15 protein-coding genes are annotated in these 13,756 nt (G+C 66.0%); 9 read left to right on the top strand and 6 right to left on the bottom strand.

The annotated features are described in order from the left end of the window. Positions 1-57: 57 nt before the first annotated feature. The gene (locus J3E61_RS08510; protein WP_210083255.1) at positions 58-426 is read left to right on the top strand and encodes a nuclear transport factor 2 family protein; all 369 of its coding nucleotides are present in this window, start codon (positions 58-60) and stop codon (positions 424-426) included. Between the two features lies 1 nt (position 427). Here the strand turns inward: J3E61_RS08510 and J3E61_RS08505 are convergent, their stop codons facing one another. Continuing rightward, positions 428-841: a TIGR03668 family PPOX class F420-dependent oxidoreductase gene (locus tag J3E61_RS08505; RefSeq protein WP_210083254.1), complete on the bottom strand. Its 414-nt coding sequence runs from the start codon at positions 839-841 to the stop codon at positions 428-430. After that, positions 841-1,479 carry a hypothetical protein gene (locus J3E61_RS08500; RefSeq protein WP_210083253.1) on the bottom strand — a complete coding sequence of 213 codons (639 nt, stop codon included), beginning with the start codon at positions 1,477-1,479 and terminating at the stop codon, positions 841-843. Before J3E61_RS08500 ends, J3E61_RS08505 begins: the two co-directional genes overlap by 1 nt. A 195-nt stretch (positions 1,480-1,674) precedes the next feature. Between J3E61_RS08500 and J3E61_RS08495 the strand changes: the two genes are divergently transcribed. The 4 genes from J3E61_RS08495 to J3E61_RS08480 are packed head-to-tail and all read left to right on the top strand — an operon-like array spanning position 1,675 to position 5,486. Next, a complete protein-coding gene (locus J3E61_RS08495; protein WP_192724781.1) occupies positions 1,675-2,802 on the top strand; it encodes an extracellular solute-binding protein in 1,128 nt (375 codons plus the stop codon). 1 nt (position 2,803) lies between these two features. After that, entirely contained in the window at positions 2,804-3,646 is an 843-nt protein-coding gene (locus J3E61_RS08490; RefSeq protein ID WP_192724780.1) for an ABC transporter permease subunit, read from the top strand. Further along, positions 3,643-4,446 (top strand): ABC transporter permease subunit, encoded by an 804-nt coding sequence (locus tag J3E61_RS08485; RefSeq protein WP_192724779.1) that lies wholly within the window; start codon positions 3,643-3,645, stop codon positions 4,444-4,446. Before J3E61_RS08490 ends, J3E61_RS08485 begins: the two co-directional genes overlap by 4 nt. Further along, complete coding sequence (locus J3E61_RS08480) at positions 4,443-5,486, top strand: ABC transporter ATP-binding protein (protein WP_210083252.1); 1,044 nt, start codon at positions 4,443-4,445, stop codon at positions 5,484-5,486. The genes J3E61_RS08485 and J3E61_RS08480 overlap by 4 nt, the downstream gene beginning before the upstream one ends. Positions 5,487-5,562: 76 nt before the next feature. Here J3E61_RS08480 and pyrE read toward each other — a convergent pair whose 3' ends face one another. After that, a complete protein-coding gene (gene pyrE, locus J3E61_RS08475) occupies positions 5,563-6,138 on the bottom strand; it encodes an orotate phosphoribosyltransferase (protein ID WP_192724777.1) in 576 nt (191 codons plus the stop codon). A gap of 15 nt (positions 6,139-6,153) precedes the next feature. Further along, positions 6,154-6,954: a DUF2470 domain-containing protein gene (locus J3E61_RS08470; RefSeq protein ID WP_210083251.1), complete on the bottom strand. Its 801-nt coding sequence runs from the start codon at positions 6,952-6,954 to the stop codon at positions 6,154-6,156. Between the two features lie 185 nt (positions 6,955-7,139). On the opposite strand from J3E61_RS08470, the gene J3E61_RS08465 reads away from it, so the two are divergent. After that, entirely contained in the window at positions 7,140-8,105 is a 966-nt protein-coding gene (locus J3E61_RS08465) for a hypothetical protein (protein ID WP_210083250.1), read from the top strand. 6 nt (positions 8,106-8,111) lie between these two features. Here J3E61_RS08465 and J3E61_RS08460 read toward each other — a convergent pair whose 3' ends face one another. Beyond that, a complete protein-coding gene (locus J3E61_RS08460; protein ID WP_192725249.1) occupies positions 8,112-8,501 on the bottom strand; it encodes a hypothetical protein in 390 nt (129 codons plus the stop codon). A gap of 227 nt (positions 8,502-8,728) precedes the next feature. On the opposite strand from J3E61_RS08460, the gene treS reads away from it, so the two are divergent. Together treS and J3E61_RS08450 are read left to right on the top strand one after the other, a co-directional pair. Beyond that, a complete protein-coding gene (gene treS, locus J3E61_RS08455; RefSeq protein ID WP_192724774.1) occupies positions 8,729-10,507 on the top strand; it encodes a maltose alpha-D-glucosyltransferase in 1,779 nt (592 codons plus the stop codon). Then, a complete protein-coding gene (locus J3E61_RS08450) occupies positions 10,504-11,826 on the top strand; it encodes a phosphotransferase (protein WP_210083249.1) in 1,323 nt (440 codons plus the stop codon). Before treS ends, J3E61_RS08450 begins: the two co-directional genes overlap by 4 nt. Before the next feature lie 9 nt (positions 11,827-11,835). On the opposite strand, the gene J3E61_RS08445 is transcribed toward J3E61_RS08450, so the two are convergent. Then, a complete protein-coding gene (locus J3E61_RS08445) occupies positions 11,836-12,909 on the bottom strand; it encodes a cellulase family glycosylhydrolase (RefSeq protein ID WP_192724772.1) in 1,074 nt (357 codons plus the stop codon). Positions 12,910-13,245: 336 nt separating this feature from the next. Here J3E61_RS08445 and J3E61_RS08440 point away from each other — a divergent pair, with 336 nt between their 5' ends. Next, entirely contained in the window at positions 13,246-13,734 is a 489-nt protein-coding gene (locus J3E61_RS08440; protein ID WP_210083248.1) for a DUF417 family protein, read from the top strand. Positions 13,735-13,756: the final 22 nt, after the last annotated feature.

The following is a 13,756-nucleotide window of genomic DNA, read 5'->3' as shown; positions in this document are numbered from 1 at the left end:
GAGTGCCTACCCCCGAGGTAATCGACACGCGGCGCCCGCCCGGCGAGGGTTGACGGCATGACCACATATGACGTACTCGCACAGCGCTACATCGACACCTGGAACGAGACGGACGCCGAGGCCCGACGGGCCGCAGTCGACCGGCTCTACACCGAGGACGCCCGCTACGTCGACCCGTTGGCCGCCGCCGAGGGACGTGAGGCGATCACCGAGATGATCGGCGCCGTGCAGCAGCAGTTCCCCGGCTTCGTGTTCCGGTTGGTCGGCCCCGTCGACGGGCACCACAACCAGGCGCGGTTCGGCTGGGAGCTCGGGCCCGCGGGCGCCGATGCACCGATCGTCGGATTCGACGTCGCCGTCTGCGACGACTCCGGCCACATCCAGACAGTGCTCGGATTCCTCGACAGGGTGCCCGCTGCGGCCTGACTCAGGCCTGCCAGGACGCCCAGCGCCGCACCTGGACCGTGACGACCGGTCCATCGAGCGCAATGCGTTGGTACTGAACGTATTTCTTGCGAAGCAGGGCGTAGCCGGCGGCCATCTCCTCACCGCTGTAGTGGACCGCCGCTACGCCGTCTGCGCGCACCCACCACAACTGCGCCCAGTCGTCGTCGTAATGATCGACGAGCATGCTCACTTGGGGGTTGTCTTCGATGTTCGCCAACCGGCGAAGTCGTTGGGTGGATTTACGTTTGGCGTCGACGGCGGTGTACACGACGTCCTTGTGCACCGCGAACACCACCGGGACCAGATGCGGTGCGCCGTCTGCCCCGACGGTCGCGAGCATCGCGACGGGCGACTCGGCGAACCTGGCCACTGCGGCCGCCTCGGAGTCGGCCATCAGTGCCCGTTGCGCGGACCGCGCTGCTGCGGCGCGACGCTGATCGGCAACCGCGTGACGGGCGTTCGCGTCACGCCGATCTCGGGCGGCTTCGTCGGCCGGGGCTCGTATGTCGGGTTGTAGCCCGGCCCGGGGTTCACCGGCGAGGCCGCCGTCTCCGTTGGCGGTGGCGGCGGTGGTGGCTCCGGCGGAGGCGCCTCGCTGCTCGCGACCTGAACGGGCGCGACGCTCGTCGGCGCCGTCGGGGTCACCGATGACGTGTTGTCGTTGACGGTGCCCTCGCCGCCGCGGAACACCAGCAGCACGCCCGCCACCACGATCGCGGCCACGGCCGCAGAGGCGGCAACGATCGCCGTCATCGCCTGCTTGGTGCGGTACCACGGCACCGGCGCAGGCGTGAAGCTCCACGTGTTGTCGTTGAACGCGTCGAACTGACCCGGGTCGTCGACATCGGGCTGGTTATCCCAGAAGTTGTCATCCGGGTCGTCCCACTGGTCGTCGCCGGGACCCTTCAAAAGATCCTCGGGTTCCTGTCCCGCCTGCGCGTGGGCGCCCAGGTCATGGCTGGTCAACCCGCCCTCATCGGCCGGGTCGTCCCAGAGGTAGTCGAAGTCCCCCGAGGCTTCGCGTTCAACCACATAGAGATGCTAACGCCCGTACCAGGGCAAATGGGCAGCCGGCTGGAATCGGACGCAGTCTGAAAGAACTTGCACCGGCATCGTCGCAGCCACGATAGGGTTCGGTCGCCTGTTGGATCTTCATTCACCGCGTAGATCAGCCGCCGTTGCCGCCGCGCCATCGTGCCGTTTCCTACCCATCGGAAGGTTTCGCCAATGAACAAGTCCCTCCTGGCAGTCTCCGCCGCATCGGCTCTCGTCTTCGCGAGCTTGATCGGCTGTGCGCCGCCGCAGAAAGACAACTCCGGCGGCGAGTCGGCCAACGGCGTGAAGATCAGCGAGGCGAAGTCCGCCGCGGACGTCGGCGGGATGGATGCCCTCGTCGCGGCGGCCAAGAAGGAGGGCGAGCTTAATGTGATTGCGCTGCCCCCGGATTGGGCCAACTACGGCGCGATCATCAAGGCCTTCGGTGACAAGTACGGCATCAAGGTCAACTCCGCGCAGCCCGACGCGGCCAGCCAGGACGAGATCAACGCGGCCAACCAGCAGAAGGGTAAGAGCTCAGCACCTGACGTCTTCGACCTCGGCCAGTCAGTCGCGCTCGCCAACACTGCGACATTCGCGCCGTACAAGGTCGCGACGTTCGACGACATCCCGCAGGCGTACAAGGATCCGAGCGGCACATGGGTGAACGACTACGGCGGCTACATGTCGATCGGATTCGACACCGCCAAGGTGCCGCCGGTCACGAGCGTGAACGACCTTCTGAAACCCGAATACAAGGGCAAGGTCGCGCTCAACGGTGATCCCACCCAGGCAGGCGCCGCGTTCTCCGGTGTGCTGATGGTCGCGTTGTCGCAAGGCGGTTCGGCCGACAACATCGCTCCCGGCGTCGAGTTCTTCCGCAAGCTCAAGGAGGCGGGCAACTTCCTGCCCGTGGACCCCACTCCGGCCACCATCGAGTCCGGGCAGACGCCTGTGGTGATCGACTGGAACTACCTGAACGCCGCGACCACCGCGAAGCTGCCCAGCTGGCAGGTCCTGGTTCCCAACAACGGTGTGGTCGCCGGCTACTACTACCAGGCCATCAACAAGGACGCCCCGCACCCCGCGGCCGCCCGGTTGTGGCAGGAGTTCCTCTACAGCGACGAGGGCCAGAACCTGTTCGCCGCAGGCGGGGTGCGGCCGGTGCGCGCCGACCAGATGCTGCAGGCCGGCACGATGGACAAGGCGGTCACGAGCAAGATCCCGGTCATCGATGGCCCGGTGACTGTGCCGTCCCCCGATCAGACCAGCAAGGCCACCAAGTACCTGTCGGAGAACTGGGCGAAGGCGATCGGCTGACGTGCGCAAGCTGAGGGACGGGCTGCCGCTGCTGCCGTTCCTCGCGGTGGTGGTGATCTTTCTGATCATCCCGACCGTGACGGTGATCGGCAGCGCGTTTTTCGCCGACGGGCAGTTCTCGCTGGCGCGCATCCAGGCGCTGTTCTCATCGACGGCGCTGGCGGCACTGTGGCAGAGCGTGCTGCTTTCCGGGAGCACGGCGCTCATCGGGGCGGTGCTCGGCGCGGTGCTGGCGTGGCTGATCGTGAGCAGCCCGCCGACGTCGATGGTGCGCCGCGCGGTGATCTCGTTGTGCAGCGTGCTGGCCCAGTTCGGCGGCGTCGCACTGGCATTCGCGTTTTTGGCCACTGTCGGTCTCAACGGTGTGCTGACCTTGTGGGTGCAGCAGGTCTTCGGCTGGAACCTCGCAGGGTCGGGCTGGCTGTACAGCCTGACCGGTCTGATCCTGGTCTACACGTATTTCCAGATCCCGTTGATGGTGATCGTGTTCGTGCCCGCGCTCGAAGGGCTGCGCGATCAGTGGCGCGAGGCCGCGGTCAGCCTCGGCGCGTCGACGTGGCGCTATTGGCGCGAGGTCGCGGTGCCGTTGCTGACGCCGGCGTTTCTGGGGTCGGCGCTGCTGTTGTTCGCCAACGCCTTTGCGGCGTACGCGACGGCGGCCGCACTGGTCAGCCAGGGCAGCCCGATCGTGCCGCTGCTGATCCGGTCCGCGTTGACCAGTGAGGTGGTGCTGGGCCAGTCCGGCTTCGCCTACGCGCTGGCACTCGAGATGATCGTCGTGGTCGCGGCGGTGATGGTGGCCTACAACGCACTGGTTCGACGCACCGCGAGGTGGCTGCGATGACGCGCATCGTGCGCGCGGTGCTGTGGCTGGCGTTCGGGCTGTTCTTCTTGTTCCCGCTGTACGCGATGGCCGACTTCTCGACGCGCAACCTGATCTCCGGTGGGCGGACCCTGCGGGCGTGGCAGAACCTCATCGCCGACGATGCGCTGTACTCCGCGATCGTGATCTCTTTGCTGCTTGCGGTTTTCACCGTGGTGGCGATGCTGCTCATATTGGTGCCGACGATGATCTGGGTGCGGCTGCGCACGCCGTGGGCCAAGGGCTTCGTCGAGTTTCTGTGTCTGCTTCCGTTGACAATCCCGGCGTTGGTGATCGTCGTCGGACTGCGCAACGTGTATCTGTGGGTGACGTACTTCCTCGGCGAATCGGCGCTGACGTTGACGTTCGTCTACGTCGTGCTGGTGCTGCCGTTCGCGTACCGGGCCATCGATGCGGCGCTGGCGTCGATCGACCTCAAGACCCTGGCCGAGGCGGCGCGCTCGTTGGGCGCCGGCTGGGCTACGACGATTCTGCGGGTTGTGGTGCCCAATATCTGGTCCGGAATCCTTTCTGCCGCATTCATTTCCATCGCGGTGGTGCTCGGCGAGTTCACGATCGCTTCGCTGTCCGGGTATCAGACGCTGCAGGTGCAGATCGTCCAGATCGGCAAGACCGACGGCCCCACATCGGTGGCCGCATCGCTGGCCGTGCTGCTGTTCGGCTTCGTCCTGCTGCTCGTGCTGTCGTTGGTCACGCGCGGCCGCCGCAGGGCCACCGCGCTGGACGCCGCGGTCCCCACACCGACGGGAGTTACTGAATGACAAGTGGAGTCGCCGTCGAACTCAACGAGCTCACCCGTGTCTACGGCACGGTGAAGGCGCTCGACGGGCTCACCCTGCACATCGAGCCCGGCGAACTCGTCGCGCTGCTCGGGCCGTCCGGTTGCGGTAAGACGACCGCGCTGCGCATCCTGGCCGGCCTCGACGAAGCCACGTCGGGCACGGTATCCGTCGGCGGTCAGGACGTCAGCAAGGTGCCTGCCAACAAACGCGACATGGGCATGGTGTTCCAGGCCTACAGCCTCTTCCCGCACCTCACGGTGCTCGACAACGTCGCCTTCGGGCTGAAGATGCGCGGAAAAGCCAAGGGCGAACGCACATCTCAGGCCGCGGACATGTTGGATCTGGTCGGACTGTCGGCACACAAACACAAATACGCGAGCGAACTGTCCGGCGGCCAACAGCAGCGCGTCGCACTGGCACGGGCGCTCGCGATCCAGCCTCGCGTGCTGCTACTCGACGAGCCGTTGTCGGCGCTGGATGCCAAGGTGCGCAGCCAACTGCGCGACGAGATCCGGCGCGTCCAACTGGAAGTCGGCACGACGACACTGTTCGTCACCCACGACCAGGAGGAAGCGCTGGCCGTCGCCGATCGGGTCGGCGTGATGAGCCAGGGCAAGCTCGAACAACTGGCGGCGCCTGCCGATCTCTACGCCAACCCCGCGACGCCGTTCGTCGCCGAGTTCGTCGGGCTGAACAACAAAGTGCCAGCTGAGGTTTCGGGCGGCCAGGCCCGTGTGCTCGGAGCATCGGTGCCGACGCTGCCTGGCTCGATCGCGTCGGGATCAGGCTTGGCGATGGTGCGCCCGGAGTCCGTCACGGTGTCACCCGACTCGTCGGGAACGGCGACGATCACCTCGGTCGCCTTCCTCGGCCCGATCTCACGGGTGTACTGCGCGCTGCCTGACGGCTCGGTGATCAGCGCCCAGATGGCCAGTTCGGCGGCGCGGGTGTTCTCGCCCGGCGACGCGGTGAGCGTCGGCGTCGAACCCAGCGGCGTGCTCGTCGTGGACGCCGCCTAGCTAGCCGCGTCGAGTGGCCAGTTATGTCACGCGATTCGGTGAAACTCGTGCATTAAGTGGCCGCTGGACGCACTAGTCACACGTCCTTGACCGGTTCGATGCCGAGATCGCGATAGGTGACAAGCGCGACGAACGGCACGCCCCGCGCGGCGAAACGCTTGGTCGCGACGTCTCCGCGGTCCACCATCGGGATCACACCCGTGACGACGGCGCCCACCGCGGTCACGCGCTCGAGCGCCTTCTCCGTTGAGCCGCCGGTGCTGATCACGTCGTCGACCAACAACACTCGTGTGCCTGGCTCTAGCCGAGTGCCTTCGATCCACTGTTCGCGGCCGCGCTGCTTCTGCTCCTTGCGCACCGAGAACCACGCCTTGCCGGTGACCATCGCGACGCCGTGCGCCAGCGGGTCGGCGCCCATCGTCAAGCCGCCGACTGCGTCGAACTCGATTCCGTTCATCGTCGCGAGCTCGGCGACCGCGCGGCTGACGATCGCCAGTCGCTCTCCGTTGTCGATCGCGTACTTGCCGTCGATGTAGTCGTGGCTCAGCTGTCCGCTGGCCAGCCGGAACGGTTCCTCGCGATGTTCGTAGCCGCGCGTGCGGATGAGATCGAAGGCGGCTTGCCAGGTGTCCGGGCGGTCGGTGACAGACATAGTCGAGAGCCTATTTCAGGCCTGCCGAGCGCGATGCGTCAACTCGACCGTGGCCGAACGCAATTCGTCGATCGAGTCGATGGGGCCGGCATAGCCGATGCGGGTGTAGGCGACGCCGCGCTCGGTGACGACCCGCAGGTCGAGCCCGTAGCGGTCGGCACCTGTGCAGGTGGCCGTGGTGGTGTCCGGGTATCCGCCGAATGCCCGGGCCATCGCGACCAATGCGTCGGCGTGGTCGTTGTTCAGATGAACGATCGCCCCGTCCGCATGCGGCGACACGGGATCGGGCGCGGCAGCGGCGTAGTCCTCTCCGCTCGCCGAGTCCATTCGCCCGTACCCACCGACCCAGCGCACCCGCCGCACGCGCAGCACCCACAGGGAGAAGTCGCTGTAGTCGATGTAGTACTTCGCCGCTGCGACGGCCGACAGGTGCGCCTCACGGGCGGCCACGCGTTCGTCGCCGGTCGGTGCCTCGACGACGCCTGCCAACGTGACGCGTCCGCTGGCCAGCGGATCGGACTCGCGCTGGGGCGCCACGATCGCGATGCTCGCCCGGGGGTCTGCGGCAAGGTTTCGGCCGTGCTCGGCCAGATTCGACACGCACAGCACCGGGGCACCGCCCAGCAGTCCGTAGGTGACGAACGACGCCCACGGATCGCCGTCGGCGGTCAGCGTCGCCAGTGTGCCCGTATTGGTCGACGCCGCGATCGTGCGAGCCTCCTCGGCCGCCGACGGGCGGTCCGCATTCGCGACGGCGGTAAGCGGGGGAGGGACCGAAGGCGCATCGCCCGGGTCCCCGTGATCACGGGACGCCACGTCGGCACGATACCCAATCCCACCCGAACGGCGAGCCGTCGCGTCAGCTCCGGTCAAATGACGTGGTCCGCCAATAGTCGTTCGAATTCGGCCACGAATTTCGCATCTACCTAAAGGCGTGAATGTGGGAGAATAACGGCACTTATGGTCAAGACGGACAACGATTCTCATCGGGGGTGAGCGCCGTGGCACGTTTGGCAATGCGTTTGTTCGCATGTGCCGGCGTGCTGAGCACGGGGCTGTTGATGAGCGGGGGAATTTCGGTCGCGGACACCGGCGATGCGGCGGGCGCAGAAGCCGATGCTGCAGCTGTCACCAGCAAATCTGACGACAACGATTCGGGCTCGGGTGCGGCGGGCGCCAGCAATCCCGAGCCGCCGAGCAGTACGTTCGGAAATGGCCGCGATGGCGTCGACGTAAAGACCGCAGAAGACGACAAAAAGAATAACGGCGTGCCGTCGGCGACAAAGAAATTCAAAGGCGCGTGGACCATTCCTATCCTGCGCATCCCCAGGCGCGACGAGCTACCGCAGAGTGGATTGCCGAATCCCGAACTTTTTTATACGACACTGGTCATACCGGTGCCGACTCTTGCCGAGTTGTTCGCCGCCGCGCAGCCGCAGCCGCCGGCGCCCGCGCCGGGTCCCACCTTCAAAACGCAGGAGGAGTCGCCGCCGGTTGTGGACGCAGGAGGCGGTGGCGACAACCCGTTGTCCGCCGCTGTTGCCGCCGAGCCGCCGGTGCTGCAGGTGCCGTTGGTGATCGCGCCGCTGCCCATTCCGATTTCTGCCGCGGCCCCGCCCGTTGCTCCGCTCGGCACGGCGGCAGGCGCTGCGGCCCCCGCGCCGGCCGCCGCCGACGTCGCTGCGGTCGGAGCCAGGGCGCCGGTGATCCGCGGCTCGCTGCCGCCGACGACGGAGCCCGCCAATTCGTCGATGATCTCGATGACGTCGTCGACGAGCGGACAGCCGACCAGGCTGGGCTACCCCCGCTATCTACGCGAGCCCACGACAGGCGAGCTCGCGCTCATGGCACTGCCGGGCCTCGCCGGACTGATGGTGCTCACGCTGTCCGGCGGGTTCATCGGCTACCGGCAGGCCAACAGCGCCCGGATGTTCCGCGCGCAGAGCGCCGCGCGGTTCCTGCGCTGAGCGACGTCAGCCGCCAAGGGCGGCGATCAGATCCTTGATCCGGCTGGTCTCTTCTTCGGTGGCGGGCTCTTCCGCCTCGACCGCCTCGATGAGGTCCTTGCGCAGCCCCACACCGTTTGCCGCTTCCTTCGTCGAAAGCTTGGCGCGCCCGCGGGCGACATACAGTCGCTGACCCAGCGTCGCACCCGGCCCGTGGGCGGCGGTCTCCATCAACTCGTCGTACCGGTGCCGCACACCGCTCAACGCGACGATCACCGATGGGGTCACCCTGCTGCGCCCGGCGGCCTCAGACAACGAACCCGAAAGTTTGCGGAGCCCGGCGAGGATGATGCCTGCGCGGTGCGGGTACTCCGGGTCGTGCACATCGGGAAGCGCGTCGATTGCGGCGGAGTACATGTGCATCGCCGCGTCGGCCATGCCGACAATTACTGGAGCTTCACCATCATTGGGCGTCGAATCAGCCACGGCCACTCAATTCTTAGTCGTACGCAAACGCCAGTGATGGCCAGATCGCCACGCTGACGGATCTAGGACGCCGAAACCGTAACCCGACTTGATTGCGGTTTCAACTGGTGGACTGAGCGCGATTGCATTCCGCTCGACATGGGTAGGTTTGAAGATCGATGGACCCAAGCAGCGCGGTACACGATCCGGTGGAAGGCAGCCACGTCGAGGACGGCGTGGTCGAACATCCAACCGCAGAAGACTTCGGACACGCTCGCGCACTGCCGGAGGACCGCACGTGGTTCAAACGTGCGGTGTTTTATGAGGTGTTGGTGCGAGCGTTCTACGACTCGAACTCAGATGGGTCCGGTGATCTGCGCGGGCTGTGCGAACAGCTCGACTACCTGAAGTGGCTTGGCGTCGACTGTCTTTGGCTGCCGCCGTTCTACGACTCGCCGCTGCGCGACGGGGGCTACGACATCCGCGACTTCTACAAGGTGCTGCCCGAGTTCGGCACGGTCGACGATTTCGTCGAACTGCTCGACGCCGCGCACCGCCGCGGCATTCGCGTCATCACCGATCTGGTCATGAATCACACGTCCGATTCGCACGAGTGGTTTCAGGAGTCGCGGCGAAACCCGGACGGACCGTACGGCGACTACTACGTGTGGAGCGATACCAGCGACAAGTACCCCGACGCGCGGGTCATATTCGTCGACACCGAGGAGTCGAACTGGACGTTCGACCCGGTGCGCCGCCAGTTCTACTGGCACCGGTTCTTCAGCCACCAGCCCGATCTCAACTACGACAACCCAGCCGTGCAGAACGCGATGCTCGACGTGTTGCGGTTCTGGCTGGACCTCGGCATCGACGGCTTCCGGTTGGACGCCGTGCCCTACCTGTTCGAGCGGGAAGGGACCAACTGCGAGAACCTGCCCGAGACGCACGCGTTCCTCAAGCATTGCCGCAAGGTCATCGACGACGAGTTCCCCGGCCGCGTGCTGCTTGCCGAGGCCAATCAATGGCCCGCCGATGTCGTCGAGTACTTCGGTGATCCCGACACCGGCGGCGACGAATGCCATATGGCGTTCCACTTCCCGCTGATGCCACGCATTTTCATGGCCGTGCGGCGGGAGTCGCGGTTCCCGATCTCAGAAATTCTGGCGCAGACGCCGGACATTCCCGACATGGCGCAGTGGGGCATCTTCCTACGCAACCACGACGAGCTCACGCTCGAGATGGTCACCGACGAAGAGCGCGACTACATGTACTCCGAATACGCCAAGGACCCGCGGATGAAAGCCAACGTGGGCATCCGCCGTCGGTTGGCGCCGCTGCTGGAGAACGACCGCAACCAGATCGAGTTGTTCACCGCGCTGCTGTTGTCGTTGCCCGGCTCGCCGGTGCTCTACTACGGCGACGAGATCGGCATGGGCGACATCATCTGGCTCGGCGACCGCGACGGTGTGCGCACGCCCATGCAGTGGACACCGGACCGCAACGCGGGGTTTTCGACGGCAACCCCCGGCCGGCTGTACCTGCCGCCGAACCAGGACGCGATCTACGGCTATCAAGCCGTCAACGTCGAGGCGCAGCGCGACAGTTCGAACTCGCTGTTGAACTGGACGCGGACCATGCTCGCCGTGCGCCGCCGCCACGACGCATTCGCCATCGGTACCTTCCGAGAGCTTGGCGGGTCGAACCCCTCGGTGCTGACGTTCGTGCGCGAGATGGGGGAGGACGGCCACAAGGACACCGTGTTGTGCGTGAACAACCTGTCGCGCTTCCCGCAACCGATCGAGATGAATCTGCAGAACTGGAATGGGTACACCCCGGTTGAGATGACCGGGTACGTTGAGTTCCCCCGCATCGGCCAGCTGCCTTACCTGCTGACCCTGCCCGGCCACGGTTTCTACTGGTTCCAGTTGCGGCCGCCAGAATCTGGAGAGCAGCAATGAACCTTCCGTTCGACGAATGGATCGTCCAGCAACGCTGGTATGCCGGACGCAACCGCGAACTGACGTCCGCCGAGCCCGGTTTGGTGGTGTCGCTGCGAGACGACCTCGAGCTGGTGCTGCTCGACGTCGGCTACGCCGAAGGCCCGGGCGAGCGATACCAGGTCATCGTGCGATGGGATACGGGTCCCATCGAGGAGTACAGCTCGGTCGCGACCATCGGCTCGGACGACGACCGCACCGCCTACGACGCGCTGTACAACCCGGCGGACGCGAAATACCTTCTGTCGCTTGTCGATTCGTCGGCGACGCTCGGCGATGTGCGGTTCGCTCGCGAGCCCGATGTCACGCTGCCCGTTGACGCGGCGCCGCGGGTGTCAGCGGCGGAGCAGTCGAACACCAGCGTGATCTTCGAAGAGCAGGCCGTGTTCAAGGTGTTCCGCCGCATCACGCCGGGCATCAATCCGGATATCGAACTGAATCGCGTGTTGGCGCGCGCAGGCAACGAGCATGTGGCGCGGCTGCTCGGCTCCTATGAGACGACGCTCGCCGGGGAGCCGTACGCGCTCGGCATGGTCACCGAGTTCGCCGCCAACTCCGCCGAAGGCTGGGACATGGCCACGGCCAGCACCCGTGACCTGTTCGCGGAGGGCGACCTGTATGCCGACGAGGTCGGTGGTGACTTCGCCGGCGAGTCGTACCGGCTCGGCGAGGCCGTCGCGGCCGTGCATGCGACGCTCGCCGAACAACTCGGCACGTCAACGATCCTGTTCCCCACCGAGACCGTGTTGGAGCGACTGTCGGCTGCAGCCGCGGCGGTGCCCGAGCTGCGGGAGTACGTATCGCTGATCGAGGAGCGCTACGGCAAGCTCGCGGAGGAAACGGTCACAGTCCAACGGGTGCACGGCGACCTGCATCTCGGGCAGGTACTGCGCACCCCCGAGGGTTGGCTGCTGATCGACTTCGAGGGCGAACCCGGCCAGCCGCTCGATGAGCGACGCAGGCCCGACTCCCCGCTGCGCGACGTGGCCGGCGTGCTGCGGTCATTCGAGTACGCGGCCTACCAACGGTTGATGGAGCAGGCAGGCGACGACGACCGGGATCGGCAGCTGGCCGCGCGGGCACGGGAGTGGGTGGACCGCAATGCCGCGTCGTTCTGCGAGGGCTACGCCGAAGTCACCGGCGCAGATCCGCGCGACTCCCGCCATCTTCTCGAAGCCTACGAACTCGACAAGGCGGTGTACGAGGCCGCGTACGAGGCGCGGCACCGGCCCAGCTGGCTGCCGATCCCGTTGAAGTCGATCGCCCGAATAGTGACTTAGGCGGTCGGGTCAGGCAAGACCCTTGATCACATCCGCCGCCGGCTTGGGCGACCAGTCGGTGCGGTACACCCCGTAGTTGTCCTGGGCGTTGCCGTTGCCGGTGTTGCGGTCGCGAGTGGTGTACACGAACGCCGGGCCTGCGCCGGGCAGTCCGCGCCAGGTGGTGATGAAGTCCTGGATCCACGCGGCCTGGGTGGCTTCGTCCACCTTCGACGTCGCCTCGCCGAACTCGGTCGCCCAGATCTGCTTTCCACCGTCGCCGTTGGCGTTCATCGCCCCGCGGAGGCCGTCGTACAGACTGCGCGGCGAGTTGACCTTGCCGGTCGAGAACCTCGCGTCGGTGTTGCTGGTGAACAGATACGGGTGGAACGCGACGGCATCGAAGGACCCGCCGCCGCCCGCCGCGTAGACGTTGTTCAGGTAGTCGACCGGGTTCTTGGTGATCGAGAAGAAGTTGATGGTGGGGCTGAGTCCGCCCATGACGACAGTCGCACCAGGATCGCCGCCCTTGATCGCGGGATAGGCGGCCTTCAGCATGTCGGCGTATCGGTCGGGCTGCGGTCCGGCCGGTCCGGCGTTCCAGAACTGGACAGCGTTCTCCTCGTTCCAGACCTCGTACGCAGCAATCCGGCCCGCGAAGTGGCTCGCGACGGTGCCCGCGAAGCTGGCGAATGTTGCCGGGTCAGCGGGCGGGCTCGAGATGGCCGGTCCGCCTCCGGTGGCCCAGCCGGGGGTCGAGTTGAGCAGCCCGACGACCGCGATACCTCTGGCGTTGGCGGCGTTGATGATCGTGTCGGCCTGCCCCCAGTCGTACGCGTCGGGGGCGGGCTGGATGGCAGCCCAGGGCATCAGGATGCGGGCGTTGTGCACGCCCGTCGAGACCATCAGGTCCAGCTGCCGGTTGACGTCATCGGGCGACAAAAACCACAGCCACGAATCCGCGAAACCGAGGGACCCGACGGCCGCGGTCTCGCGCACCGGGTAGTTCTGCGGCCTCGAACCCGGGGACAGCATGTTCGTCAGGGACAGCGAAAGCAGCACGACCGCCGCCAGCGCGCCTGCGGCCTTGAGCAAGATACGCAACGAATTCCCCTTATCTCGGGCACCGAAATGACATCAACTGATGTATCGGTATTTCCCCGCTGAAAGTAACAAAACCACACGACAAATGATTCTCGGGCGCAGCATGGCAATTATGCCGGACGTCAATTATCGCGTGATCTGCGCCGGCGCGTGGATCGGGCCCGGGTAGGACCGGATCAAGGCGTTGATGACCGGCAAAGCATGATGATCATCGGCGGCAGGCAATACCGCTACTCCGGCACGATTTTCTGGACCCTGAGCGCATGGGCGTCGGCCACCCTCGGTGCGCTCTATCGGACGGCGTAACGGTCGGAGCCCGGCGCACCACGACCGGGTATGACACTCAACAAGATTCGATACGACGAGATCGGCGGCCTGGCCGCCCGCTACGGCCTGGTCATCGTGATCGGCGCCTTCGGGCTGCTGAAGTTCACGGAATTCGAGGCAAAAGGCATTGAGCCGCTCGTCTCCGAGAGTCCCTTCATGAGCTGGCTGTACGGCATCTTCTCGGTGTATACGTTCTCGGTCCTGCTGGGCGTGTTCGAACTGGCCGCGGCGGTGCTGATCGCCGTCAAGCCGTGGTGGCCGAAGGCGTCGGCGTTCGGCAGCGCACTCGCCGTCCTGCTGTTCGTTGCGACCATCAGCTTCCTGTTCACCACGCCAGGCGCCTTCGACGACTCAATCAGCTATCCCGCGCCGTCGCTGACCACCGGATTCTTGTTCAAGGACGTCGCGCTGCTTGGCATTTCGGTATGGACGCTGACCGATGCACTGCGCGCAACCCGCAGCAGTCTCGCCGGGTCCTCACAGGTTCACGCAACCTAGCGATGCCTCACTGGCTGGTGTG

Origin of the sequence: Mycobacterium sp. OAE908 (assembly GCF_017872775.1) — a bacterium.
Taxonomy (GTDB): domain Bacteria; phylum Actinomycetota; class Actinomycetes; order Mycobacteriales; family Mycobacteriaceae; genus Mycobacterium.
This window is presented reverse-complemented; position numbering and strand designations above follow the sequence as displayed.

Coding starts and splice junctions, on each gene's coding strand:
- J3E61_RS08440 (WP_210083248.1), top strand. CDS start 13,246: ATGACACTCAACAAGATTCGATACGACGAGATCGGCGGCCTGGCCGCC.
- pyrE (WP_192724777.1), bottom strand. CDS start 6,138: ATGTCTGTCACCGACCGCCCGGACACCTGGCAAGCCGCCTTCGATCTC.
- treS (WP_192724774.1), top strand. CDS start 8,729: ATGGACCCAAGCAGCGCGGTACACGATCCGGTGGAAGGCAGCCACGTC.
- J3E61_RS08505 (WP_210083254.1), bottom strand. CDS start 841: ATGGCCGACTCCGAGGCGGCCGCAGTGGCCAGGTTCGCCGAGTCGCCC.
- J3E61_RS08480 (WP_210083252.1), top strand. CDS start 4,443: ATGACAAGTGGAGTCGCCGTCGAACTCAACGAGCTCACCCGTGTCTAC.
- J3E61_RS08495 (WP_192724781.1), top strand. CDS start 1,675: ATGAACAAGTCCCTCCTGGCAGTCTCCGCCGCATCGGCTCTCGTCTTC.
- J3E61_RS08460 (WP_192725249.1), bottom strand. CDS start 8,501: ATGTACTCCGCCGCAATCGACGCGCTTCCCGATGTGCACGACCCGGAG.
- J3E61_RS08450 (WP_210083249.1), top strand. CDS start 10,504: ATGAACCTTCCGTTCGACGAATGGATCGTCCAGCAACGCTGGTATGCC.
- J3E61_RS08485 (WP_192724779.1), top strand. CDS start 3,643: ATGACGCGCATCGTGCGCGCGGTGCTGTGGCTGGCGTTCGGGCTGTTC.
- J3E61_RS08510 (WP_210083255.1), top strand. CDS start 58: ATGACCACATATGACGTACTCGCACAGCGCTACATCGACACCTGGAAC.